This is a genomic window from Streptomyces sp. NPDC051684, assembly GCF_044453445.1.
Classification (GTDB): Bacteria; Actinomycetota; Actinomycetes; order Streptomycetales; family Streptomycetaceae; genus Streptomyces.
This window is the reverse complement of record NZ_JBITCS010000029.1, coordinates 19513-43084: the sequence shown is the minus strand read 5'-3', so window position 1 is coordinate 43084 and position 23572 is coordinate 19513. Positions and strand designations below refer to the sequence as shown.

The window sequence follows — 23572 nt, the reverse complement described above, 5'->3', positions numbered from 1 at the left end:
CCGGTTCCAAAGAGGGGCGGGGTGATCTTCGCACCCCGTCGGGGCGTCAGGCGCTGGTGGGGGCGCCGGGGACGCGGCGGTCGCCGCCGTTGCGCCGCTGCCACTCGCGGTAGACGTCGACGGCATCGGAGTGCGGCTCGTAGGTCATCGGCAGCCGGCGCTCGTCCCAGTTCTTGGCGAACTCGCCGTAGAAGGTGTCGAGCTCGAAGTACTTGCGGTCGTCGACGTAGTGCGGGGCGTAGGCGTCGCGGGTCGTGACGAAGACGACCTCGGCGGGGCTGCAGTAGTAGAGCGCGGCGAGGCACATCGGGCACGGGTGGGCGAGGACGTAGATCGTGGCGTCGGTGAGGTGCTCGGTGCCCAGCTTGATGCAGGCCTCGCGGATGGCGAGGATCTCGGCGTGGGCGGTGGGGTCGTTGGTCTGCGCGACCTGGTTGGGGCTCTCCACGATGATCTCGCCGTCCTGGACGATGACGGTGGCGAAGGGACGCCCTCCGTCGGCGACGTTGGCGCGGGCGATGTCGATGGTGCGCTGTGCGAAGTCCTTGACGTCCATGGCGAGCTCCTTGTTGTGCCGTTCCTGATCGGACGCTCCCGGAGGAGCGGGCCGATGGATTCACCGTGCATCAACTGGAGCTATAGCGTCAAAGACTCGTTGGGCATGAGTTCTATTGGTGTTCTCTATACCTGCTCGTACGCTGGGAGCATGTCCGTCGAACTGCGTCAGGTGCGCTACTTCATGGCCGTGGTCGAGCACGCGGGGTTCACCCGCGCCGCCGAGGCGCTGCGGATCTCCCAGCCGACCCTGTCCCAGCAGGTCAGACAGTTGGAGCGGAGCCTGGGCGTGCAGCTGCTCGACCGCGGCGGGCGCACCGTGCGGCCGACCGACGCGGGGCGCGCCTATCTGGATCACGCGCGGCGCGCGCTGCGGGACCTGGCCGCCGGGGAGCGGGCCATCCATGACGTGCGCGACCTGTCGCGCGGGCATCTGCGCCTGGGGGTGACGCCGACGTTCACCGCGTATCTGGTCGGGCCGCTGATCGCCGCGCTGCGCGAGAGTCATCCGGGCATCACGGTCTCCGTGCGGGAGTTGACGCAGGACCTGCTGGAGGCGGAACTGCTCGCCGACGCGTGCGATCTGGGGATTGCGTTTCAAGGCGGTGAGCTACCGGGGATCGCGGTGGAGCCGCTGTTCACGGAGAACCTGAGCCTGGTCACGGGCGACGGGGCCGGCTCCGCCCGTGCGGCGGACGGGCCGTGGACGGCGGCCGACCTCGACCATCTGCATCTCGCGCTGCTCAGCCAGGACTTCGCCACGCGCGGGCGGATCGACGCGTATTTCGCCGAGCACCGGGTGCGGCCGTTGATCGCGGTGGAGGCCAACTCCCTGCAGACGCTGATCGACATCGTGCAGCGCACGGGTCTCGCCACCGTGCTCCCGGACCCGGTCACCCACGGCCATCCGCATCTGACGCCGGTCCCGGTCGCCCCTCCCCTGCCCACGCGAACGGCCGCGCTCCTGCGCCGCGAGGACGGCTACCGGAGCGCGGCGGCGGACGCCTTCGCCCAGCTCGTGCGCGCGCATGTCGAGGCCCATCCGCTCCGGCCGCCCGAATCTCAAACCCGTGTGACGCAGGACACACATTAGACGTGCATGATCACGGGTATGAGCCCGGGCGCTGCCTGGACAGATCCAGGGAGAACGACAAGAAACACCACACCCTGGGAGGTATCGATGTCCTCGAAGCGACGCCGTAAGAAGAAGGCCCGCCGCAAGAACGGCGCCAACCACGGCAGCCGTCCCCAGTCCTGAGGGACTGACGGCAGCGATACGGAGCGGGGCGGCAGAGCACATCTGCCGCCCCGCTTCCGTTTCCCGGCGTGCATCCGGCCGTGCCCGCCGGGACTGAACGCGCCCACCGGGGCGCACGTATCTCTGTGCGACGCACTGCTCGCTACGCGCCTCGAGGCGCGGAGGAGGACCGTGGAGATGCTGGAATCCGGCCAACCATCCCTGCACGCACTGCCGGACGGTGAGGCGGAACTCGCCGTGGTGCTGCGGCTGACGTGGGAGGACGTCGCCGCGATCGGACAGGAGGCGAGCAGGCTCGCCGCGCGGGCGCAGCGGTCCGTGACGCTGGACGAGGCGGTTAGCCACCGGCTGCGCTCCCGTCCGCCCGCCGCCTCCCACGCCAAGCCGCCCCAGGCGAGTGCCGCGGCGCTGCCGGCCCTGGCCCCGAACGGGCACGCTCCGGCCGAGCAGGCCCGCCAGGCCATCGACAAGATCAACGGCAGGTCGGGCCCGGAATCGGGGTGAGAGCCTGTGAACAAACCCCCGTCGTCCGCCCGAAGGGCGGGCGCTGCGGCGTCCGGTGCGTGCGATCGCAAGGCGCCGGAGCGTCCTAGGGCGCGTATCGGGTCGTGATCAATGAGTGGTTCGGGTGAGGTCTTTGATCCAGATCATCGAGGCACGCAGATGAAGTCCGGCGAGGTAGCTTTCGGGGGTTTTGTCGTAGCGGGTGGCGATGCCCCGCCATCCCTTGAGCTTATTGATCAGGCGCTCGACGGTGTTCCTTTCCTTGTAGAGATCGGCGTCGTGGCCGACGGGCCGTCCTCCCTTTCGGCCCTTCTTCTTCCGGTTGGCTGCCTGGTCGCGTTTCTCCGGGATGACGACCTTGATGCCGCGTCGGTGCAGGTGGGCGCGGTTGCCGCGGGACGAGTAAGCCTTGTCCCCGGCGACTGCGTCCGGCCGGGTGTGAGGACGGCCGACAGGCCCGCCGATTCGCACTTTGCTCAGTACGGGGATGAACTGCGGGCTGTCGGCGGCCTGGCCCGCGGTCAGGACGAACGCCAGTGGGCGGCACTTGCGGTCGGCGGCGAGGTGGATCTTGCTGGTCTGCCCGCCCCGGGAGCGTCCCAGGAGTGCGGCCTTCAGCCCGAGTTTGCGCCGGCGTCGCAGGCGCCGCCGTTCCTCGCGTACGGGATCATCGTCGGTGTCCTGCACGTTTCGTTCCCCGCTGCCGCCCCCTTTGGTCTGAGCTTCTCTTCGGTGGCGGCCTTCTCCAGGGCGTCGAGTACGCCGGGAGCGAGGTGCATCCCGGCGGCGTCGTGGTGGGCCCGGGTCGTGGTGGAGTCAACACTGATTAGGGACAGGTCGACCTCGCCTCGCTTCGCGGCCTCAGCTATCAGCCCGTCCAGCAGGGTTTCGAAGACACCGGTGTCGCGCCACTGCCGGAACCGGTTGTGGACGGTCGGCCAGGCGCCGAACTCGGCCGGGATCTCCCGCCACTGCGCTCCAGTGGCGAACCGCCACACGACCCCTTCGAACTGCTGCCGCAGCCGCATCGGGTACGGGCCGTACTCGCCGATCGGCAGGTACGGCTCGATGAACTCCCACTCTGCTTCGGTCAGTTGCGTTCGCGTCATGCAAGACGATCTACCGGTTCGAGGATCCACACGGAGGGGAAGCCCGCAGATTGATCACGACCGCTACGCGCCCCTGGTGCTGGGCCTGGACGAAACGAAGTACCTGGTCGGCGGCGAGGGCTTTCTCTTCTTTCGTCGGCAGGCTGACTGTGCCGAATGATGGGCTTTCGGCGGGTCCTGCCAAGTGGGTCTGGAGGCGGCGGAAGCTGTCGATCTGGCGGGTGAGGGCGTCGATGTCGACGAGGTCTCCCTCGAGTTCTGCGAGGAGGTAGAGGGGGCCGGTGACGAGCGCGACAGCGGGGATACGTTGGTCGTGGAGTGGCTCGCCTTCACCCAGGTGGACGAGTGCTCCCGGCTTCAGGGGGGTGGAGGAGCCGACGGTGACACCACTCCACGTCGCGCGGGTCAGTTCTGCCAGTTCGCTTGTCGTCGCGTACAGGATTTCCGGCTCGAGAGTGCCGTCGGGTTCGTAGTGCCCGGAAGCGGGATTGATCCCGAAGTGCTTGGCGCCGAGGTGTTCGATGGCCAGTCCGGCGACGGCCGTGAGGCCCTCGGTGTCGGGGGACCAGAGCTCGGGGTGGGCGTTGAGCCACGCGGTCGTGGCCTGGCCGTGCTGGGTGACGGCGGGGATGCGGAGGTGTCCGGCGGTGCAGACGAAGACGATGGTCCTGTTGTGAGGGGTTGTCGCTGCGTCGCGTGCGAGGGCGAGGAGTCCGAGGTGACCGTTTTCTTCGACGGCGTTGCCGCCGTCGCTGTGCGTGACAACGAGGACTGCTTCGTCGGCGTTCGGCCCGGATCCGGCAGACACCGCCCACAGGGTGTCCATGGAGGCGTCCGGGGTCTTGGTCGCGTCCAGGGTCAGGGTGGCGGTGTCACCGCGCTCGGCGGCGCTGAGAACGATGTCGCGTTCGGATTCCGGTACCCAGAGGGCCGGGATGCCCTGGTAGTCGCGGGTGAAGGGCAGGTACTGCCCGCGTGCCGCGTCGTCCGCGAGGCCGCTCCAGACGGCGATGACTCCTACGACGCCGGCCTCGCGGGCCTTCGTCAGGTCGGTTCCGGCGAACTCGGATCCGATGACGGGGTTGGCGACGGTCTCGAAGGGGAGTTCCTCCGACCAGGTGTCGAACAAGAGCTTCGACGGCACGTCGAGGTTGTGCACGTCGATGACGGCGATCTTCCCGGCGGCCGCTGTCCAGTCCTTGGGTAGACCGGTGACGAGTGTCAGTGGCGCTGTGGCTCCCTGGGGTCCGGTCTCGCCGGAGTAGGGCCAGGGAGAGGAGACGGTGATGTCTTTCTGGCCGATCGTGAGGGTGCTGCCGCCGTCCGCGACATCCCATCGCTCGAAGGAATGGGTATCACGTTCAACGGTGTATCCGAGTGCGGAGAGTTCGCTCGCCACGTCCTCGATCAGGGTGCGATGGGCGTCATTGCCGGAGTATCTCGGTCCCAGCTCGCGCAGTCGTTGGATCTGGTGTCCGTAGTCGGTCATAGTTCTCCTTTCTCGCTGAAGCTCTCACGTGCGCGCTGACCGGGCCACACGAGATCAGCAGGTCGGCCCGTAACGCACTGGCCGGTGGGCAGGCCGTGGATCACACGACGGACGGCGAACCACTGAGGGTCCGCCGACAGCGTCTGCAGCCACAACGCACATGCTGATCACGACCCGATACGCGCCCCAGTAGCGGAGCTACTCGGGCGGTTCGGCAACGCAGCGAGCGTGCGTGCCGGACGCCGCAGCGCAGACGGGGGTTTGTTCACAGGCTCTCAGGCCGTCAGTGCGGGGCGGGCGCGAACTCGTTTCCGCACGGGCCGCCGCCGGTGCTCTCCTGCGCCTCCACCACCTGCCCGTCCATCGTCCGCAATCCGTAGTAGCCGGCGATGCGTTCGGTGGAGCGGCCGACGTAGTGACAGATGAAGGAGCGGCGGAAGCGGTCCGTGGTGCGGTTGGGTCCTGAGCCGTGGACCAACGTGCCGTTGAAGAACAGGACGTCCCCGGGCTCCATGTCGACGGGCTCGGGAACGAGTCCCGGGGGCGGCGGCACGTACTCGCGCGCGAAGGACAGGCTCGCGTCCGCCTCTTCGGGACAGAACAGATCCATCAGGTGTGTGCCCGGGACGACTTCGAGTCCGCCGTTGTCCCGGTCGATGCGGTCGAGGGCGACCCAGGCGGCGATGCAGGTGCCGGGTTCGACCCGTAGGTAGAAGTTGTCCTGGTGCAGGGCCTGGCCGCGGGCGCCGGGCGGCTTGAAGTAGAACATGCTCTGCGCCGCGAGCGGTTCCTCGCCGAAGAGTCCTTCCAGGATGCCCGCGAGGCGCGGGTCGAGGAGGCGGCGGCGCGCAAGGCCGTTGAAGCGGTGCGGCTGCATCACGCGGGGGTACGCGAGGAGCGGGTCGAGGACGCCGTCGGCCGGTTGCGGCTTGGGCTCGAAGTGTCCGGGTACGGCGCCCGAGGCCTGCAACTCCATGAATTCCTCGGCCAGTTCACGGGTCTCGGCGGGATCGAGGAGGGCGCGGGCGATCGCGTAGCCCCTGGAGCGGAACCGTTCTTGAAAGGCCGCGGTGTCTCGGACGTCGAACTCGTCTGTCTGCACGGGATGTTCCTCTCGGCCGTCGGACGTGTCTTGAGCGGGCGCGCACCGTGTGCTGGACTGCTGCCCACTCGTGGTCCGCACGCCGGCGGACCGATCCGAACCTACGGCCGAGGCGGCGGACACCGAATGACGGGCACCAGCGCGCACATGCCTGAAACTGCTGCGGACACACCGTCCCCGCCGGCGCGGCTGCTGGTCGCCTCGCGGTTCTCGCAGCCCGCCGACTACCGGGTGACCCGTGCCGCGGGCGCCGCCAACTGGCTGCTCATGTGGACCTCGGAGGGGCGTGGCCAGATACGCGGAAGCGGCTCCTGGATCGCACAGCGGCCGGGTGATCTCGCCGTGCTCCCCGCGCACCGCCCGCACGCCTACCGCACCGACCCCGCCGGACGTTCCTGGGGCGGCTGGTGGGTGCACTTCCAGCCGCGCGCGGCCTGGCCCGCCTGGTTGCGCGAGCACACGCGGGACGGCGGCGTGTACTGCGTGGCAGGGGTGCCCGGCCCGGCGCGCGGCCGGGTCGACGCGGCGTTCCGGAGGCTGCACGCCGACGCGCGCTGGGCCGACGGTGAGGCGCCGCCCGCCCAGGACCCGACGGGCATCGCGATCGCCTCCGCCGGGCCCGGCCGGGAGCTGGCGCTCGGCGCGATCGAGGAGGTGCTGCTGCTGGCCACGGGATCCACCGCCGCCGCGGGCCGGGCCGCCACGGCGCTGCGCGATCCGCGTGTGGTGCGAGCCGACGCGATCGTCGCCGCGGATCCGGGCGGCCCGCACACGGTCCGCTCGCTGGCGGGCCACGTCGCCCTGTCGCCCTCACGGTTCGCGCACCTCTACACCGAGCAGACCGGCCGTACGCCGATGCAGGCGGTGCGGGCCGCGCGGCTCGGCCACGCCCAACAGCTCCTGGACGCCACCGACCTGGACATCGGCCAGGTCGCACGGGCCGCGGGCTTCGCGAGCCCCTTCCACTTCAGCCGGGCCTTCCGGGAGCGCTTCGGGGTGCCGCCGACCGGCTACCGGACGGACGCCGCGCAGCCGCCGCCGGAATGACCGGGCGCGCCGTCCGTCACACCGACGCCCCCGCCCGCAGCCCTTCGAGCACCGCTTCCTCCACCGACCGGGGGCTCACGCAGTCGCCGATCGCCACGGCACCCGGGAGGTCCGTGAGGTCGGTGACGGGTGTGTGTCCCTGCGCCAGGACGACCGCCGCGATGTCGTCGAGGACCACGGGCTCCTCCGTCAGGGTGTGCTGGAGGTAGGCCGTGTCGTTGTCGGCACCGTAGAGCCGGACGTTGGGGACGACCTCGATCTTCGCGCGCACGGCCGCCGTGAGCATGGCCGCGCGCACGTACTGCTGCAGGTGCTCCCCTGCGGCGAAGCCCGTGACGCCCAGGGTGACGCGGCGGCCCTGCTGGGCCAGGAGGAGCGCGACGCCCAGGCCGACCCAGTCGCCGCGCCAGTCGGCGACGAGGACGCGGCCGCGCGGCGTGCGGGCGCCCTGGATGACCTGCCAGGCATCGAGGACGACCGGGTCGTCCAGGCACTCCAGTCGAGGCCGCAGCGGCTGGGCGCCGGTCGCCAGGATCACCGCGTCGGGCGCGGCGTCGGCGAGCAGCGCGTGGTCGACGCGGGCGTCGGTGACGATGCGGACCCCGGCACGCCGCGCCTCGCCCTCCAGATTGGTGGCCGCTCCCCCGAACTCGGCGCGGCCCGGCAGCTCCTGGGCGAGCAGGACCTGGCCGCCGGGGCGTCGGCCGGCCTCGTACAGGGTCACGTCGTGTCCGCGTCCCGCCGCGACCGCCGCGGCCTTCAGACCGGCCGGGCCGCCGCCGACGACCACGACGCGCTTGCGCCGTGTGATCAACGGCAGGGTGCCGAAGCGCACCTCGCGTCCGGTCTCGGGGTGCTGGATGCAGGAGATGGGGTGGCCCGACTGGAAGTGGCCGATGCAGGCCTGGTTGCAGCCGATGCAGGCGCGGATCTCCTCGGTGTCGCCGCGTTCGGCCTTTCCGGGCATGCGGGGGTCGCAGATCAGGGCGCGAGTCATGGCGCAGGCGTCGGCCTGGCCCTTGGCGATGATGGTGTCCGCTTCCTGCGGCTGGTTGATGCGACCCGCGACCATGACGGGGACGCCCACCACGTCGCGTACGCGCGCGGCCATCGGCGCGGTGTAGCCGGCCGGGTGGGCCATCGGCGGCGCGATGTGCTGGGCCGCGGACAGGGTGGCCGAGCTTCCGGCGCACACCGACACGTAGTCGACGAGTCCTTCCGCGTCGAGCCGGGCGGCGACGTCGCACACCAGCTCTGGGCTCAGCCCGTCGTGAGCGAGTTCGTCGCCGGAGATGCGCAGGCCGACCACGAAGTCGTCGGTGGCGTGCTTGCGTGCGGCCGCGAGGGATTCGCGCAGGAAGCGCAGCCGGGCGTCGGCGCTGCCGCCGTAGCCGTCGGTGCGCTGGTTGACCTGCGGGTTGAGGAACTGCGCGGGCAAGTAGCCGTGGCTCGCGACCACTTCGACGCCGTCGAGGCCCGCGGCGCGCAGCCGTCGAGCCGCCTCTCCGTAGCCCTCGATCACCTCACTGACCTCCTCGCCGGTCATCGCGCGCGGCATCACGTGGAAGCGCTCGCTGGGCACGGCCGAGGGCGCCCAGGCGACCGGGGCGCTGCCGTCGGGTGATTCGAGAATCTCGCGGCCCGGGTGGAAGATCTGACCGAAGACGGTGGCGCCATGCCGGTGGGCGGCCTCGGCGAGGCGGGCGTATCCCTCGACGCAGGAGTCGTCGTCGGCCATGAGGACGTGCGAGGTGTAGTGGGCGCTCGCGTGCACGCCGCCGACCTGGACGACGATCAGACCCACGCCACCCTCGGCGCGCGCCGCGTGGTAGGCGACGAGCTCGTCGGTGACTTTGCCGTCGCGCACCAGGACGGTGTCGTGGCCGGACGACACGACACGGTTCTTGACGCTCACGCCCGCGATCCGCAGCGGGCTGAACAGGTGCGGGAACTGCGATTCCACGTGACTTCTCCGTCCCGGCGCGCCGCGGCGCCCTGAGGTTCAACACCCTTACTGGGCAGGCGGGTTCAGGCCCTGCTCTTGGGCGCCCGGACTCCGAACACCGTGCGGGCGGTGCCGAGCAGCACATCGGCGTACTGCTGCGGCGTCATACCCCCGCGCGAGGCCACCGCCATGTCGCAGCCGTCGACCAGGACCACGACCGAGGCGATCGCCGTGTCCACGGGAATGGGCGGCACGAACTCTCCCTGCGCAACGCCGTCTTCGGCGATGCCGGTGAGGAGGGCGCGCCACTCCTCGTGCACGGCCCGTACGCCGTCGCGCAGCCGGGGGTGACGGGCGGCGCTCGCGCAGAACTCCGTCCATGTGGCGCACCGGCGCTCCAACTCCGCGTCCCCCGTGAGGGCTTGGACGAGCAGCTCGAAGCGGTGCCAAGGATCCGGCTCGTCGGCCGCCGAGGCCCGCCAGCGCGAGATCAGCTGCTCGATGGACCACTCGAAGGCCTCACGGAACAGCTCGTCGCGGGTATCGAAGTGATGCTGCAACGCGCCGATGGAGACCCCGGCGGCCCGCGCAACATCCCGCAACCGGGCGGCGTCCAGGCCCCGTTCGGCAAGCACGAGCGCCGCCGCGCGCAGCACATCCTCACGGTCGACCACTGGCCCTCCCCGGCTTTGGCGAATGTCTCTGTGCCCTCCATCTTGCCAGAGAATAATAACGCATTATTGTGAGCTGCCGCACAGTCCTCACCTCCCCAAATTCCCTCAGAGGTGGTCCTCTTGGACGGGCACAACGCCGGACACACGGCCGGGCACAGCGGTCCCGAGCCGCTGCGCAAGACGCTCACCTGGCGCGACGGTTTCGCCATCGCCCTCGTCATCCCCAACGGCCTGCTCCTCACCGTCGGTTACGCGATCGGGGCCATCGGCGCCTGGACGGCGATCGCCATCTGGGTGGGCGGCGCACTCGTCGGCCTGTTGCAGAACATGCTGTTCTCCGAGACCGCGGCGATGTTCCCCGGCATGTCCGGAGGCGTCAGCCGGTACGCGATCGAGGGCTGGAAACGCTATTTCGCCCCACTGGGCGCCGTGGCCTCCTTCGGGTACTGGATCGGCTGGTCGTTCAGCATCGCCGTGAACGGCGCGGCCATCGGCACCCTCGTCACGACGCAGTGGCTGCCCGGCCTGCCGTCGTTCCCGCTGTTCGGCCACGAGATCGGCGGCACCGAGATGATCGCGGTCCTCGCCATCGCCGCCGGCTGGGCGTGCAACTACTTCGGGGCGCGGCTGACCGCCGCCACCAGCAAGGTGGTCAGCGCGGTGGTGCTGTGCGGGCTTGTCGTGGTGGTCGTGGCGCCGCTCGTGCGCTCGACGAGCTGGGACGTCGACCGGCTCACCTGGTTCCACGGCGGGTCCTGGATGACCATCGTCGTCTGGTACTACGTGACGTGCTGGACGACGTACGGAACGGAGATCTGCGCGTCCTTCGCGCCGGAGTACCGCGATACGGTGCGCGACACCGCCAAGGCGCTGCGCGCCACGTCGCTCGTATCCCTGGGACTGTTCCTCGTCGTGCCGCTCGCGATGACGGGGTCGGTCGGCGAGAAGCCCATCGCGGCCGACCCGGTGGGGGCCTTCGCGCTCGCCTTCGAGAAGGCGCTGGGCGGCATGGCCCCGCTCGGCGTCGGCATCCTCGTCGTCTCGATGTTCCTCGGCATGGTCTCCACCACGGCGGACGGCGGCCGCGCGCTGTACGGGCTCGCCCGCGAGGGCATGACGCTGCGCCAGCTGGACCGGCTCAACCGCTGGGGTGTGCCCGGGCGGGCGCTCACGCTGGACGCCGTGGTCAACGCGGCGATCGTGCTGCTGCTGGGCGAGCCCCTGAGCATCCTGCTGGCCAGCAACTTCGGCTATCTGACAGCCGTCACGCTCGCCGTCGCGGCGTTTCTGCTGCTGCGCCGGGACCGTCCGAACTGGACGCGGCCGATCCGGCGGCGGCGCGCCTGGATCCCGGTGGCGTGGGGACTGCTCGCCCTGAACGTCGTCGTGGTCGCCATCGGTGTGACACATCCCTCGCTCGCGGGATACGGCGGCATCGGCGACACACTGGTGGGTGTCGCGATCCTCCTCATCTCAGTGTGTCTGTACGGGTATCGCTGCCTGGTGCAGGACCGGCGGCCCATCGCCTGGCGCATCGAGACGCCCGACATGCCGGTGTCGCGCGCAGACGCACCGATTCGCACCGAGTGACCCGACACATCACCCATGCGGGATGCGGTAACTCCCCGTAACGCGGGGCTGGTTGTGCGCGGCCACACACCGGGCAGGCACACACCGAACACAGCGCCTACGATGTGCCGCCGTGCCCCGCACCCGATTGTGAAGGACCCGCATGGCGCCCCCGTCCCGAGGCCCCGCCGGAAAGCGGCGCAAGCCGCGCACCTCGCCGGCCGAGTGGCTGTCCGCGCGCGCCTCCGCCGCGGGGGAGCGCACGCGGGCCGCCCTGACCGGCCGCCGCGCCGGTGCGTTCGTGGCGGGCGGGGCCGTCCTGGTCTCGGCCACGGTGGGCGGCACCTTGCTGGCCACCGGAGGCGACGAGGAAGCGGCTGTGACCGCGCGCTACCAGGGCACGACCACCTCGCAGAGCGCCTTCTCCGGACGCTACGTGCTCCACAACGGCGGCGGATCAGCAGCCCCCGACTGGAAGCTGTCGTTCACGCTGCCGAAGGGCGCCACCCTCTCGTCACTGTCGCCCGCGCACTACGCACTGCGGGGCCGGCACGTGACGGTCGAGCCCCGCCCGGGCGATGCCCCGCTCGCGGCCGGCAAGTCGCTCACCCTCACCCTCAAGGCCCGCTCGACGTCCGGCGCGCGCCCCACGGACTGCTCCGTCGACGGCGCCCCCTGCACGATCGGCGCGATACCCGAACCGAGCCCCGCCAAGAGCACCTCGCCGTCGCCGCACCCCTCGCACTCCCCGCCGAAGAAGCACACGCCGAAGCCGACCCACTCGACCTCCCCGCCCCAGCCTGTGTCGTTCGCCCCGTACGTCGACACCTCCCTCTCCCCCGCCTTCGACCTGCCCCGGTCCGCCCGCGACACGGGCGTGAAGACCTACACCCTCGCCTTCGTGAAGCCCAAGGGCGACTGCACACCCCAGTGGGGCAGGTCGACGCTCGACGACAACCCGGTCGCCGCCAGGATCGGCGCGCTGCGCTCCGCGGGCGGCGACGTACGTGTCTCCTTCGGCGGCCAGAGCGGCAACGAACTCGCCCGCACCTGCACATCGACCTCCCGCCTCACCTCCGCCTACGAGGAGGTGATCGACCACTACAAGCTGACCAAGGTCGACTTCGACATCGAGGGCGACGCGCTGAGCGACCGCGCGAGCGTGGACCGCCGCAACCGGGCCGTCGCGGCGCTGCAACGCCAACACCCGGGCCTGGACGTGTCGTTCACCCTCCCGACCCTCCCCCGCGGCATCACGGCGGACGGCCTGTCCCTCCTGCGCAACGCCAAGAAGCACGGCGTGGACATCGGCGCCGTCAACGCCATGGCCATGAACTTCGGCTCCTCCCCCGCGCCGCACCCGCGCGGCCGGATGGGCGCGTACGCCATCGACGCGGCCGAGGCCACGCACGCCCAGCTCAAGGACATCGTCGGCGGCTCCGACCGCGCGGTCTGGAACCGCGTCGCACTCACCCCGATGATCGGTGTCAACGACATCGACGAAGAGGTGTTCACCCTCTCCGACGCCGCCGAACTCGGCGCGTTCGCCAAGTCCAAGGGCATGGCCTGGCTCTCCCTGTGGTCCGCGACCCGCGACCACGCCTGCCCCGACGGACCGGGCGGCCCGGCGGCGGCGACGTGCAGCGGGGTGGGGCAGTCGACGGGCGCGTTCATGAAGGCGTTCGCGTCACACATTCGTTGACGTGCGACGACGCACCAACCAGCGCTGAGATTTAGCGGTTGTTTGCCTCTTGACTCAACTCTGGCCGTGGTCTTCATAATTGGCGTCACGAAATACGGGATGGTGTCCTACATTTTATGACGACCAACGAAGCGAACAACACGACAAAGCCCATGACCTCCGCCCTCAAGCTGCTGCGTCTCCTCGACGTGGTGGGAGAGACCACCGACCCGGTGCGGGTGGCGGAGCTGGCCCGAGCCGTCGGCGCCACACGCTCCGAGGTGCACCGCCAACTGGTCACGCTCGTGGCCGCGGGCTGGATGGAGCAGCTGCCCGACGGCGCCTACCAACTCACCGTACAAGCCGCCCACTTGGGTAACGCCGCGCTTCAGCACGCCGGGTTCGGTGAACGTGTCTCTCGCGTCCTCGCCGACCTCGCCGAGCGCATCGGCCAGTCGGTGTGTCTCGCGGTCCTCGACGACGACGCGACCCGCGTGGTCAAGCGAGCGGAGCCCGGCACGACGGCCCATGTCACGCTCGCGCTCGGCCGGCGGATGTCGCTGCGGGGCGGCGCGACGGGGCGGGCGCTGATCGCCCACGCCGACGAGGCCACATTGGCGGCGCTGCGCGAGCGTGGCGTCCCGCTCCCTGACGACGAGGAGCTCGTCGAGATCCGGACGGCGGGTTACGCGCTGATCCCCGAGTACGCCGACGAGGGCCTGGCCGCCATCGCCTTCCCGCTCATCGGCCGCACCGGCCGACCGACGGTGACGCTCTGCGCCGTCGGCCCCCAGACCCGCTTCGACCCGCTGTCCGCCAAGGACGTGCTCGCCGACGCCGCCGCCGATCTGGCCCGGCTCACCGCCGGCCTCGGCGAGGGCCACACCTCCTGGACGGCCTGACCACCGCAGCTGCGCTCGCGCAGTCCCCTCTCCGAAGGGAGTCACATGACCACCCGGAGCGAACTCCGGCCCTCCGAGGACCACCCCGAACCCGCCGCGGCCTTCATGCGTCCCGAGCGGCTCGCCACCCTCGCCCCGAGCAGGCTCAGCGCCAGCCGCTCGCTCATGCACCTGATGACGCGGGAGCGGTGGACGGTCGACCTCGTGCGCTTCGACATCGATGAGCGCGCCCGGGGCGAGGCGGTGTACCGCGTGCGCACGCCCAGTGCCGTCTTCGACTTCATGGTGTTCTCCTTCGAGCCGAAGCTCGAGGGGCGCACCGGACGGATCATCGGCACCGACTGGGACATGATGGGCGCGCTCGTCGAGGGCGAGGCCACCGACGAGGACCTGCGCGCCACGCGCGAGGAGATGCCGAAGCTGTACGCGGGGCGGGCCACGCCCGGCAGTCTCGTGTGGTGCCGCTCCAACCGCAGCCTGCGTCTGTTCGACCATGTCATCGAGCACCTCGCGGCCGGCCGCCAGCCGCGCGTCGCCGAGTTGTGGCCGGTCGGCTACCTGATGCGCAACACGGGCCTGGACGGAAACGGCACCTTCGGCACCCGCTCGTTCGGGGCGCTGGAGGAGGACCACCCGCTGCGCCTGCCGTACCACGCGCAGATGCTCGCCGCGTATCTCATGCGCGAGTTCTCCGTGGACCTGGTCGAGCACCTCGCCCGCTGCCGCGCGCCGCAGGCCGCACGGCTCGACCCGGAGCTGCGGCGCTTTCTGGGCCTCGGCAACGGCTCCGCGCTCGGCCTCGTGTTCTTCGCGAACAACCATCCGGTGCTGCTCGACCGCTGGCTCACCCTGCGCCGCACGGCAGTGGCAGAGGCCCGCCGCATCCCGGTGGTACCGGGCTCGGCGGAGGCGGACCGGGCCGCCGAACTCCTGGCGCGCGCGGTCGACTTCCACGACCAGGACCCGCTCACCTACCACGACTTCACGGCGTCGTGCGTGGTGGCCGACGGGCTGCGCGTCATCGTCGAGCGGCTGGCGGGCGCCGGGCCCGACGCCGTCTTCGGCGATCTCCTCACCGGGCTTCCCGACGACCGGGTGTGCCAGGAGTCCGTCGAGGTGTTCGACGCCGTCCTGCTGGAGCTGCGCCCGGAACACACCGATGCCCTGCTGCGCCACCAGCCCACGGACGAGACACTGCGCCACCGCCCGCAGGAGACCGTCACGCAACTGCGGGACCTGCTCACCCGCGAGTACGCCTGGGCCCTCGACCACGACCTGGACGACCCCGACCAGCGGTACTTCCGCTGGTACAAGTCACGGGACGCCGAGGAACCGCGCCGCGGTCCGGTCGAGGAGGTACCCGGCGGCTTCGAGTGGGCCCTGGACCTGCCCGGCGACATCCAGCGGCTCGCCGCAGCCCTCGACAAGGTGCCCGGTGACACCCTCGTCGGGGAATTCCTCGCCGAACATCCAGAGGAGCGCTGGGCGGTGACCCGGGCGCAGGGCCTCGCGGGGCGCCACCACCACTCGCCACACATGAACATGCTGGCGAAGGACTTCGTCCCCGTGCACATCGTGCGGCTGATGAACGCCGCGTTCCACGGCCTGGACAAGACCGTGGACGCCTTCGGCCGCAGCGTGCTCGGTCTCCTCTTCCACGGCGCGCCGACTCGCACGGATCTCGCCGAGGGACACGCCTTCGACTGGATCTACCCCCGCCGCCCCGAGGAGCGTGACTGATCGTGACCTCAACCTCCAACACCCGTACGGCCACTTCATCCGTCAACATCTCACTGCGCGAGTGCCGTCTGGTGACCGGACGTGTGCTGCGGGCGCTTGGCGTGCCGCGCGGCGCGGTTCCCGCCGCCCGCGACACGACGGTCGTCGCCGAGTCCCTGGAACTCGACGCGCTGCGCCGACTGTACGAGGACGCCGACATGCTGCGCACAACGGCGGGACTGCGCAGCCGACGCCGCGCGAAAGGACCCGACACCCTCGTCGACGCCCGCGGCCGCCACGCGCTCGTCGCCTCGCCCGATCTCCTCGACCTGGCCGTGGCGCTGACCCACCGCCATGTGCAGGCCCGCATCACCGTGACGGATGTGGTCCGGCCGGAGCTGCTCGACGCTCTGCCCGTGCAGGCGGCCGACTTCGGTGTGGCGCTCACCGTCGGCGGCGGCTCTCCCGGCGAGCGGACTCTGGACTGCGTCCCGTTGCAGGATCCACCGCCCGCCACGATGCCCCCCGTGGACCACGTACTTCGCCACGGTCTCGACGTGTCCGCCGACCTGTGGTGGAGCCTGTTCCACCTCGGCAACGAGGCACTGACCCCGGACTCGGACCTGTCGCGGCAGCACACCGGACGTTCGGTGTTCGACGAGAGCGGCCGGATCGTCGGCGAGGTCGGCGAGGACTGGGCCGACCAGCCCGCCGGCGCCGGCGCGACCCCCATACCCAGCGACGGAAGGTGACGGCGTGCTCTACATCGACGGCCTCGAGTGCAGCCTGTACGACCGCGAGGTCTTCCAGGAGCTCAGGACGGGTCAACTCGCCTGCGTGACACCCACATTGGCGTTCTGGGAGAACGCCACGGAGACGATGGACGAGATCGGCCGCTGGCGCGACCTGGAACGCGAGAACGCCGACCTGATCCGCATCGCCCGCACCGCCGACGACATCGAACAGGCCCACCGCGACGGCCGCACCGCCATCCTCCTCGGCACCCAGAACTCCTCGCCGATCGAGGACCGCATCCGCTTCCTGGAACTCTTCCACGACATGGGCCTGCGGGTCATGCAGCTCACGTACAACAACCAGAACGCCATCGGCGGTTCCTGCTACGAGCCCGAGGACAGCGGCCTGTCCCGGTTCGGGCGGGAGGTCGTCCAGGAGATGAACCGGCTCGGCATGGTCGTGGACCTCTCCCACGTCGGCGAGCGCACCGGGCTCGACGCCGTCCGGGTCTCCGGACGCCCGGTCGCCGTCACCCACGCGAACCCGCGCTCCCTGTACGACCACCCGCGCAACAAAGGCGACGAACTGCTCAAGGCACTCGCGGCCGGCGGCGGCATGCTCGGCCTCGCCACGTACCGCAACATCAGCGGGCCGTGGGCGAACAGCCGCGAGGAATGGTGCGACATGGTGCGCCGCACCGTCGACCTGATCGGCATCGACCACGTCGGCATCGGCACCGACCTGAGCCGCAAGAGCGGCGAGCCGGAACTCCAGTGGATGCGCAAGGGCCGCTGGACACGCACCGAGCAGCGCGGCGCCGCCCTGTCCGGCACGCCCGGCAAGGCGCCCGCGATCACCTGGATGGAGTCCACCGCCGACTTCCCGGCCCTGGCCCAGTGCCTCTCCGAGCACGCCGGGTTCGACAAGAACGAGGTCGCCAAGATCATGGGTGGCAACTGGCTCCGCTTCTACCGCCAGGTCCTCAAGCCGGCCTGACACCCCACCTGTTGTTCCCCCGCGCCGGGGCGTGGCCCCGCCCTGCCCCGGCGCCCGCACCACCCTGCTCGATCCGCAAGACCGCACCACCCGCACCACCCGCACCACCGCAAGGAGACAGCCCCCACTCCTCCCCAATCCCGTGCCGCGCTCGTCCGGCGCGGTCCCGAAGGGCGGTCACCGTGACCCCACAGACCTCCACCCCACCCCACCAGCTGACCGGCGCCGCCCGTGAAGTGGCGGCCCGGCTCGACCGGCTGCCGTTCACCCGCGTCCAGCGCGGCATCCTCCTCAAGGGCGGCCTGAGCACCACCTTCGACGGCATGGACAACGGGATCGTCTCGTTCCTGCTGCCCATCGTGGCCGGTGTCTTCGCGCTCTCCGGCCTGGAACAAGGGCTGCTCGGCAGCTCCTCCCTCATCGGCGCCGTGATCGGGGCGCTGCTCGTCGGCTTCATCGGCGACCGCACCGGCCGGCGCAATCTCCTCGTCTGGTCGATGACCTGCTACAGCGCGGCGATGATCCTCGGCGCGTTCTCCCCCGACGCCTTCGTGCTCGTCGCCACCCGCATCGTCGGCGGCGTCGCCATCGGCATCAACGCCAACATCGTGATGCCGTACCTGGCGGAGTTCTCGCCACCGTCCCGGCGCGGGCACTTCGTCGGCTCGCTCGCCGGGTTCTTCGCCTTCGGCTACGTACTCGCCGCACTGATCGGCTACTTCATCATCCAGGCCTTCGACGGTGGCTGGCGCATCGCACAGATCGTGGTCGGTCTCCCGATCATCCTGGCTGTGTTCTGGCGGCGCAGTCTGCCCGAGTCACCGCGTTATCTGGTCTCGCGCGGGCGGGTGGACGAGGCGCTGGCCGAGGTCGAGCGTCTGGAGGACAAGGTCCGCGAGGCCACCGGCGCGCCGCTGCCCGAGCCCGCGCCCATGGGGCACGCGGCGGCTACGGGCCCCGCGAACGGCCAACCGACCGGACTGGCCCGGTTCCTGGCGCTGTGGCGGCCTCCGCTGGTGCGGCAGACCGGACTCGTCTGGGTGCTCTGGTTCTGTTTCAGCTTCGTCTACTACGGCTTCCTCGTCTTCCTGCCGACGCTCCTCGTCGATCGGGGCTTCTCCATCAGCGAGAGCTTCGGCTACTCCATCCTCATCGAGGTCGCCCAGGTCCTCGGCTACTACCCGGCGGCCGTACTGTCCGAGCGCCTCGACCGGAAGTGGAGCATCGTCATCTTCCTGCTGGCCGGCGCGCTGGCCGCGCTCGGCGCCGCGACGACCCACAGCGACGCCGTAGTGATCGTCTGCAGTGTGGCCCTCGCGTTCTTCCTCAATGGTGCCTACGCGCCTCTGTACACGTACACGCCCGAGGTCTACCCGACATGGATCCGCGGCACGGGCGTCGGCGCGTCCGCTGTCTTCAGCCGCGTGGGCGCGGCCCTGGCACCGATCATCCTCGGCGCCGCCTACACCTCGCTCACGTTCGTCGGCGTCTTCCTGCTGCTGTGCGCCGTGATCGTGGTCGCGGTGGTGGCCGTCGCCGCGTTCGGCACCTCGACGCGAGACCGGAGCCTGGAGGACATCACGGCCTGACGGAACGGTCAGCGCCGGTGCGCCGCGATCAGCCTCCGATACCAGTGATAGCTCTCCTTCGGCGTCCGCTCCTGCGTGTCGTAGTCGACCCGCACGATCCCGAAGCGCTTCGCGTAGCCGAGGGCCCACTCGAAATTGTCGAGCAGGGACCAGACGTAGTAGCCGCGCACGTCGACGCCCGCGTCCATCGCGGCCCGCAGTGCCGTCAGGTGGTCGTGCAGGTAGGCGACGCGGTCGGTGTCGTGCACGGTGCCGTCGGTGGTCGGGGTGTCGTGTTCGGCTGTGCCGTTCTCGGTGATGTGGATCGGCGGAAGGGCGTCGCCGTAGCGGGCCTTCAGGGCGGTCAGCAGGTCGGTGAAGGTCTCGGGGACGACCGGCCAGCCCATCGCCGTGCGGCGGACGTCGGGGTAGGGGCGCTCCTCGTAGCGGTTGTCCGTGGCGACGCGGCGCGCCGGGTCCGGCTCGCGGTGCGGGGCGTCGGCGACGACGATCGGGCGGTAGTAGTTGACGCCGAGGAAGTCGAGGGGCTGGGCGATGAGTTCGAGGTCGCCCTCTCGGCGGAAGTCCTGGGCGGCGATGAGTTCGCCCCAGGTGTCCTCCTCCGTCGTCGGGTAGCGGCCGGCGAGGATCGGTTCCGTCCACACGAGGTTGTGCTGGGTGTCGGCGCGGGTGACGGCCGCGCGGTCGGCGGCCGTGTCCGTGGCCGGGACGTTGCGGTCGAGGTTGAGGGTGATGCCCGCGTCGCGCACGCCCGCCGCCCGCAACGCCTTCATCGCCAGGCCGTGGCCGACGAGCAGGTGGTGGGCGGCGGCAAGGGCGCCGGTGCCCTCCTGCGCTCCCGGTGCGTGGCGGCCCACCGAGTAGCCGAGGAAGGCGCTGCACCAGGGCTCGTTGAGGGTGATCCAGCGCGGGACACGGTCGGCGAGGCGCTCGGCGACGATGCCGGCGTACTCGCCGAAGCGTTCGGCCGTCTCGCGGACCCGCCAGCCGGCCTTGTCCTCCAGTGCCTGCGGGAGGTCCCAGTGGTACAGCGTGGCGGCGGGTTCGATGCCCGCCTCCAACAACTGGTCGACCAGCCGCGCGTAGAAGTCGAGGCCCTTCTGGTTGACCGGGCCCTCGCCCGTCGGCTGGATGCGCGGCCAGGCGATCGAGAAACGGTACGAGTCGACGCCGAGGTCGCGCAGCAGTGCCACGTCCTCGGGGTAGCGGTGGTAGTGGTCACAGGCCACATCTCCGGTGTCGCCCTCGTGCGTACGGCCGGGTGTGTGGCTGTAGGTGTCCCAGATGGAGGGGCCGCGGCCGTCCTCCTTCGCGGCGCCCTCGATCTGGTACGAGGCGGTGGCCGCGCCGAGCACGAAGCCTTCCGGGAATACGGGCAGTTCGGTCATGAGCAGCCTCACTTGATGGAGCCGCCGGTGATTCCGGCGGCGATGTACTTCTGGGCGAGGACGAGCAGCACGGCGGCCGGGATCGCCGACAGGACGGACGCGGCCATGACCGAACCCCAGTCGCCGACGTGTGCGCCGATGTACTGGTAGATGCCGAGGGTGACCGGCTTGACGTCGTCCGTCGTGTTCAGCGTGAGCGCGAACATGAAGTCGCTCCACGCGTAGAGGAAGGAGAACAGGCCCGCCGTGATCAGGGAGTTGCGGCTCATCGGCAGGACGACCTGGACGAAGGTACGCAGCTTGCCCGCGCCGTCGGCCTCGGCCGCCTCGATGACCTCCTTCGGGATCGCCACCATGAAGGAGCGCATGAGGACGATGGCGAAGGGGATGCCGAGCGAGGCGTCGGCGAGCATGAGGCCGAAGTAGGAGTTGACCAGGCCCAGATCGACGTACGCGCTGTAGAGGGCGTTGGCGATGACGATGCCCGGCACCATCTGCGTGATGAGGGTGCCGAAGACGATGGTGCGGCTGCCGCGCAGCCGGAACTGGGCGAGCCCGTACGCCGCGGGCGCGGCGATGGCCAGGCAGATGACGACGGCGCCGAGCGCGACGGCGAGCGAGGTGAGCAGATGGCCGCCCTGCTCGGTGATCGCGGAGGTGAAGCCGGACAGGTCCAACGAGCCGGGTACCGGTGAGACTTCGAGCAGCCCCGACTCCGGCTGGAGGGCCGTGTTGATCATCCAGTACAGCGGGAACAGCATGACGCCGAGGATGACGATCCCGGCGACGGTTGCGCCCCAGCGGCGCCCGGACGCGGTGGTGGCGTTCGCCATGCCGGTCACTTCCCCTCGGAGCGGTTGGCCCGCAGGTAGAACACCGCGAAGACGGCGGAGATGAGGATGAGGACGTTGCCGACGACGGCGCCCGCGCCGAAGTCGAGCTGAACGAAGGAGTTCTGGTACGTGAGGGTGCCGAGCGTCTGGGTGGCGTCGGCGGGGCCGCCGTCGGTGAGGGCGAGGATCAGGTCGAGGATCTTGACCGTCGACATGAAGCCCAGGACGAGCACGACCGTGATGACGGGCTTGAGGAGCGGCAGGGTGATCGAGCGGAAGGTGCGCCAGGCGGACGCGCCGTCCAGGGAGGACGCCTCGTACAACTCCTTGGGGATCTCCTGGAGTCCGCCGTAGAGGATCACCATGTTGAACGGGATGCCGATCCAGATGTTCACCATGATCACGGAGAACAGGGCCATGCCGGGGCTGGTCAGCCAAGGGGTGGCGCCGCCGAGGCCGATGGTCTCGGCGAAGGAGTTCAGCACGCCGGTGTCCTGGTCGAGAATGCGGCGCCACACGATGCCGGAGACGACCATGGGGACGAGCCACGGCAGCAGGATCAGCGAGCGCAGGAACCCGTTCAGCGGGAACCGCTTGGTGAAGAAGACGGCGAGCGCGAGTCCGATGCCGAACTGGCCGAGCAGCGAGCCGATCGTGAAGACGATGGTGTGCCACAGCGCCTTGCCGAAGAGGTCGTCGTGGAAGACCTTGCTCCAGTTGTCGGCGCCGTTGAAGGGGGACTTGCCGTCGAAGAACGTGGACGGCGAGAAGTCCTGGAAGCTCATCACGATGTTACGGACGAGCGGGTAGCCGAAGAACAGCAGCATGAAGACGACGGCGGGGGCGATGAACCCCCACTGGCTCAGTCTGCGGCGGCTTCTGGCGCGCGCCGGGTCGGTTGTCTTCTGAACTGCCTTGCGCTGGACGGCGGGTGCGGTGGCCGTGGTGGTCGACATGGCGTGAGTCCCCCTCAGTTCCCGCTCGTGGCGCGGCTCTGCGCCTTCTTCAGCGCGGCCTCGCTGGACTGTCCGGTCAGCGCCGACTGGAAGGCGCTCTGCAGGGCGAGGGACACGGACGACCAGCGCGCTCCGACCTTCGCGGTGCGCGAGCGGGCGGTGGCCACCTGGTCGGCGAGCGCGTCGAGTTCGGGCACTTCCTCGCGCCAGGTCGCGGCGGCCTTCTCGTTGGCCGGGACCATCCAGCTGTTGCGGGCGTACGTGATCTGCTCGCGCGCGGAGGACATACAGCGGATGATCTTCGCCGCGGTCTTCTGGCGCCCGGTGTCCTCGGTCTTCGGCACGGTGAGGACGGCGCCGCCGAGGGGGCCGACGGACTTCATGCCGCTCTTGGGGACCGGGATCCGCGCGATGCCCCAGTGCAGGTTCTTCTTGGTGTTCAGTGTCTCCACCTGCCACGGGCCGTTGATCATCATCGCGGCGTTGCCGGCCATGAACTGGTCGTTGACGTCGGCCTGCGTCCAGTTGACGGTCGACCTGGACAGCGAGCCGTCCTTGATGAGGCCCTTCCAGTAGTCGAGGGCGCCCGCGACCCTGGGTGAGGCGAGATTCGTCTCGTCGCCGCCGTTGGACCACATGAACGGCGCGAACTGGAAGACACCGTCCTCCGCGCCGCCTGCGCTCAGCGCGATGCCGTACTGGCCGCCCTGGGTGAGCTTCTCGGCGCTCTCCCGCATCTCCTGCCAGGTGGTGGGCACGTCGAGCCCGGCCTTCTTGAGGATGTCCTTGTTGTAGAAGAGGGCGAGGGTGTTCACCGTGCGCGCGGCCCCGTAGTACGTCCCCTTGTAGGAGCCGAAGTCGACGATGCCCTGCGGGACGTCCTTCGTGGACAGGCCCAGCGAGCGCAGGTCGACCAGGCCGCCCGCCTGCGCGAACGTCGGCATCTCGGAGGCGTCGAACTGGATGACGTCCGGGAGCGACTTCGACGACGCCATGCGCAGCGACTTCTGCATGACCTGCGCGGCGGGCACGCTCTGCTGCTCGATCGTGAGGCCCAGCTTCGTACCGCAACGCTTCAGCGTGGTGGCGTCCCAGCCGTGGTACGAGGCGTCGGTCGAGGAGTTGAGGACGGTGAACACACCGGGGTCGCGGCCCGCGCCGCAGCCGGTGAGCGCCGCGCCGGCGACGAGGGCGGAGCAGGCGGTGAGTGCCGCGGTGGTGCTTCGGCCGCGGCGTCCGCGCCGGGGGCGCGGCCCGTCCGGTGGAAGTGCTGCTGTCACGGTGGATACCCAAGCCTTGAAGGGGTGGCCGGCCCCGACGGAACTCCCGTGTCCCGGCGAGGTGTTCGCTTCGCGCGGTACGGCTCCGGCCCGCGCCGCACACGCAGAGCGCGTTTTTGTTTTCTGCCATGACTAATACGTCATCAAGCGCTTCGACACCAGACCTTGCGTACGACTTCATCGCTCGTGCACGGCCCGCTACGCCCCGTTGTTCACGTGTCGACGCGTGAATCGAAGCGCT

The 23572-nt window shown here is 70.2% G+C and carries 20 protein-coding genes and 1 pseudogene; 11 read left to right on the top strand and 10 right to left on the bottom strand.

What is annotated here, in order from left to right:
• Positions 1-46: 46 nt before the first annotated feature.
• Positions 47-556 (bottom strand): nucleoside deaminase, encoded by a 510-nt coding sequence (locus tag ACIA8D_RS29995; RefSeq protein ID WP_399237166.1) that lies wholly within the window; start codon positions 554-556, stop codon positions 47-49.
• Positions 557-706: 150 nt separating this feature from the next.
• Here ACIA8D_RS29995 and cynR point away from each other — a divergent pair, with 150 nt between their 5' ends.
• From cynR to ACIA8D_RS29980, 3 genes are all read left to right on the top strand, one after another.
• Positions 707-1648 carry a transcriptional regulator CynR gene (cynR, locus tag ACIA8D_RS29990; RefSeq protein WP_399237164.1) on the top strand — a complete coding sequence of 314 codons (942 nt, stop codon included), beginning with the start codon at positions 707-709 and terminating at the stop codon, positions 1646-1648.
• Between the two features lie 87 nt (positions 1649-1735).
• On the top strand, positions 1736-1813 hold the full coding sequence (locus ACIA8D_RS29985; RefSeq protein WP_370443954.1) for a 50S ribosomal protein bL37: 78 nt from the start codon (positions 1736-1738) through the stop codon (positions 1811-1813).
• Positions 1814-1990: 177 nt separating this feature from the next.
• Entirely contained in the window at positions 1991-2317 is a 327-nt protein-coding gene (locus ACIA8D_RS29980) for a hypothetical protein (protein ID WP_399237264.1), read from the top strand.
• A 108-nt stretch (positions 2318-2425) separates the two neighbouring features.
• On the opposite strand, the pseudogene ACIA8D_RS29975 reads toward ACIA8D_RS29980, so the two are convergent.
• The 3 genes and pseudogenes from ACIA8D_RS29975 to ACIA8D_RS29965 all read right to left on the bottom strand — a co-directional run bounded on the left by ACIA8D_RS29975 (position 2426) and on the right by ACIA8D_RS29965 (position 6017).
• Positions 2426-3426, bottom strand: a pseudogene (locus tag ACIA8D_RS29975) (IS5 family transposase).
• Positions 3427-3436: 10 nt separating this feature from the next.
• Positions 3437-4915, bottom strand: a complete 1479-nt coding sequence (locus tag ACIA8D_RS29970) for a hypothetical protein (protein WP_399237162.1) — start codon at positions 4913-4915, stop codon at positions 3437-3439.
• 283 nt (positions 4916-5198) lie between these two features.
• Positions 5199-6017 (bottom strand): phytanoyl-CoA dioxygenase family protein, encoded by an 819-nt coding sequence (locus tag ACIA8D_RS29965; RefSeq protein WP_399237160.1) that lies wholly within the window; start codon positions 6015-6017, stop codon positions 5199-5201.
• Positions 6018-6164: 147 nt separating this feature from the next.
• Between ACIA8D_RS29965 and ACIA8D_RS29960 the strand changes: the two genes are divergently transcribed.
• A complete protein-coding gene (locus ACIA8D_RS29960) occupies positions 6165-7064 on the top strand; it encodes a helix-turn-helix domain-containing protein (protein WP_399237158.1) in 900 nt (299 codons plus the stop codon).
• A gap of 16 nt (positions 7065-7080) precedes the next feature.
• Here ACIA8D_RS29960 and ACIA8D_RS29955 read toward each other — a convergent pair whose 3' ends face one another.
• Positions 7081-9027: an FAD-dependent oxidoreductase gene (locus ACIA8D_RS29955; protein WP_399237156.1), complete on the bottom strand. Its 1947-nt coding sequence runs from the start codon at positions 9025-9027 to the stop codon at positions 7081-7083.
• 65 nt (positions 9028-9092) lie between these two features.
• The gene (locus tag ACIA8D_RS29950; RefSeq protein ID WP_399237154.1) at positions 9093-9683 is read right to left on the bottom strand and encodes a TetR/AcrR family transcriptional regulator; all 591 of its coding nucleotides are present in this window, start codon (positions 9681-9683) and stop codon (positions 9093-9095) included.
• 120 nt (positions 9684-9803) lie between these two features.
• On the opposite strand from ACIA8D_RS29950, the gene ACIA8D_RS29945 reads away from it, so the two are divergent.
• From ACIA8D_RS29945 to ACIA8D_RS29915, 7 genes are all read left to right on the top strand, one after another.
• Positions 9804-11273 (top strand): APC family permease, encoded by a 1470-nt coding sequence (locus ACIA8D_RS29945; RefSeq protein WP_399237153.1) that lies wholly within the window; start codon positions 9804-9806, stop codon positions 11271-11273.
• 142 nt (positions 11274-11415) lie between these two features.
• Positions 11416-12954, top strand: coding sequence for a cellulose binding domain-containing protein (locus ACIA8D_RS29940; protein WP_399237152.1), 1539 nt, complete (start codon positions 11416-11418; stop codon positions 12952-12954).
• Between the two features lie 116 nt (positions 12955-13070).
• Positions 13071-13835 (top strand): IclR family transcriptional regulator, encoded by a 765-nt coding sequence (locus ACIA8D_RS29935; protein WP_399237151.1) that lies wholly within the window; start codon positions 13071-13073, stop codon positions 13833-13835.
• A gap of 45 nt (positions 13836-13880) precedes the next feature.
• Positions 13881-15575, top strand: a complete 1695-nt coding sequence (locus tag ACIA8D_RS29930; RefSeq protein ID WP_399237149.1) for a hypothetical protein — start codon at positions 13881-13883, stop codon at positions 15573-15575.
• Positions 15576-15577: 2 nt separating this feature from the next.
• On the top strand, positions 15578-16306 hold the full coding sequence (locus ACIA8D_RS29925) for a hypothetical protein (RefSeq protein WP_399237148.1): 729 nt from the start codon (positions 15578-15580) through the stop codon (positions 16304-16306).
• 4 nt (positions 16307-16310) lie between these two features.
• Positions 16311-17285 (top strand): dipeptidase, encoded by a 975-nt coding sequence (locus tag ACIA8D_RS29920; protein ID WP_399237146.1) that lies wholly within the window; start codon positions 16311-16313, stop codon positions 17283-17285.
• Between the two features lie 182 nt (positions 17286-17467).
• On the top strand, positions 17468-18874 hold the full coding sequence (locus tag ACIA8D_RS29915; RefSeq protein ID WP_399237144.1) for an MFS transporter: 1407 nt from the start codon (positions 17468-17470) through the stop codon (positions 18872-18874).
• Between the two features lie 8 nt (positions 18875-18882).
• Here the strand turns inward: ACIA8D_RS29915 and ACIA8D_RS29910 are convergent, their stop codons facing one another.
• Genes ACIA8D_RS29910 through ACIA8D_RS29895 form a run of 4 tightly spaced genes read right to left on the bottom strand, consistent with a single transcriptional unit; the run spans position 18883 to position 23331 of the window.
• Positions 18883-20262 (bottom strand): GH1 family beta-glucosidase, encoded by a 1380-nt coding sequence (locus ACIA8D_RS29910; RefSeq protein ID WP_399237143.1) that lies wholly within the window; start codon positions 20260-20262, stop codon positions 18883-18885.
• Positions 20263-20270: 8 nt separating this feature from the next.
• On the bottom strand, positions 20271-21095 hold the full coding sequence (locus ACIA8D_RS29905; protein WP_399237141.1) for a carbohydrate ABC transporter permease: 825 nt from the start codon (positions 21093-21095) through the stop codon (positions 20271-20273).
• A 5-nt stretch (positions 21096-21100) separates the two neighbouring features.
• The gene (locus tag ACIA8D_RS29900) at positions 21101-22051 is read right to left on the bottom strand and encodes a carbohydrate ABC transporter permease (RefSeq protein ID WP_399237139.1); all 951 of its coding nucleotides are present in this window, start codon (positions 22049-22051) and stop codon (positions 21101-21103) included.
• Between the two features lie 14 nt (positions 22052-22065).
• A complete protein-coding gene (locus ACIA8D_RS29895; RefSeq protein WP_399237137.1) occupies positions 22066-23331 on the bottom strand; it encodes an ABC transporter substrate-binding protein in 1266 nt (421 codons plus the stop codon).
• Positions 23332-23572 lie beyond the last annotated feature (241 nt).

Bases quoted from the DNA above. Each gene is read 5' to 3' on its own strand.
- ACIA8D_RS29995 (WP_399237166.1), bottom strand. From the start codon at position 556: ATGGACGTCAAGGACTTCGCACAGCGCACCATCGACATCGCCCGCGCC.
- cynR (WP_399237164.1), top strand. From the start codon at position 707: ATGTCCGTCGAACTGCGTCAGGTGCGCTACTTCATGGCCGTGGTCGAG.
- ACIA8D_RS29985 (WP_370443954.1), top strand. From the start codon at position 1,736: ATGTCCTCGAAGCGACGCCGTAAGAAGAAGGCCCGCCGCAAGAACGGC.
- ACIA8D_RS29980 (WP_399237264.1), top strand. From the start codon at position 1,991: ATGCTGGAATCCGGCCAACCATCCCTGCACGCACTGCCGGACGGTGAG.
- ACIA8D_RS29970 (WP_399237162.1), bottom strand. From the start codon at position 4,915: ATGACCGACTACGGACACCAGATCCAACGACTGCGCGAGCTGGGACCG.
- ACIA8D_RS29960 (WP_399237158.1), top strand. From the start codon at position 6,165: ATGCCTGAAACTGCTGCGGACACACCGTCCCCGCCGGCGCGGCTGCTG.
- ACIA8D_RS29940 (WP_399237152.1), top strand. From the start codon at position 11,416: ATGGCGCCCCCGTCCCGAGGCCCCGCCGGAAAGCGGCGCAAGCCGCGC.
- ACIA8D_RS29935 (WP_399237151.1), top strand. From the start codon at position 13,071: ATGACGACCAACGAAGCGAACAACACGACAAAGCCCATGACCTCCGCC.
- ACIA8D_RS29930 (WP_399237149.1), top strand. From the start codon at position 13,881: ATGACCACCCGGAGCGAACTCCGGCCCTCCGAGGACCACCCCGAACCC.
- ACIA8D_RS29910 (WP_399237143.1), bottom strand. From the start codon at position 20,262: ATGACCGAACTGCCCGTATTCCCGGAAGGCTTCGTGCTCGGCGCGGCC.
- ACIA8D_RS29905 (WP_399237141.1), bottom strand. From the start codon at position 21,095: ATGGCGAACGCCACCACCGCGTCCGGGCGCCGCTGGGGCGCAACCGTC.
- ACIA8D_RS29900 (WP_399237139.1), bottom strand. From the start codon at position 22,051: ATGTCGACCACCACGGCCACCGCACCCGCCGTCCAGCGCAAGGCAGTT.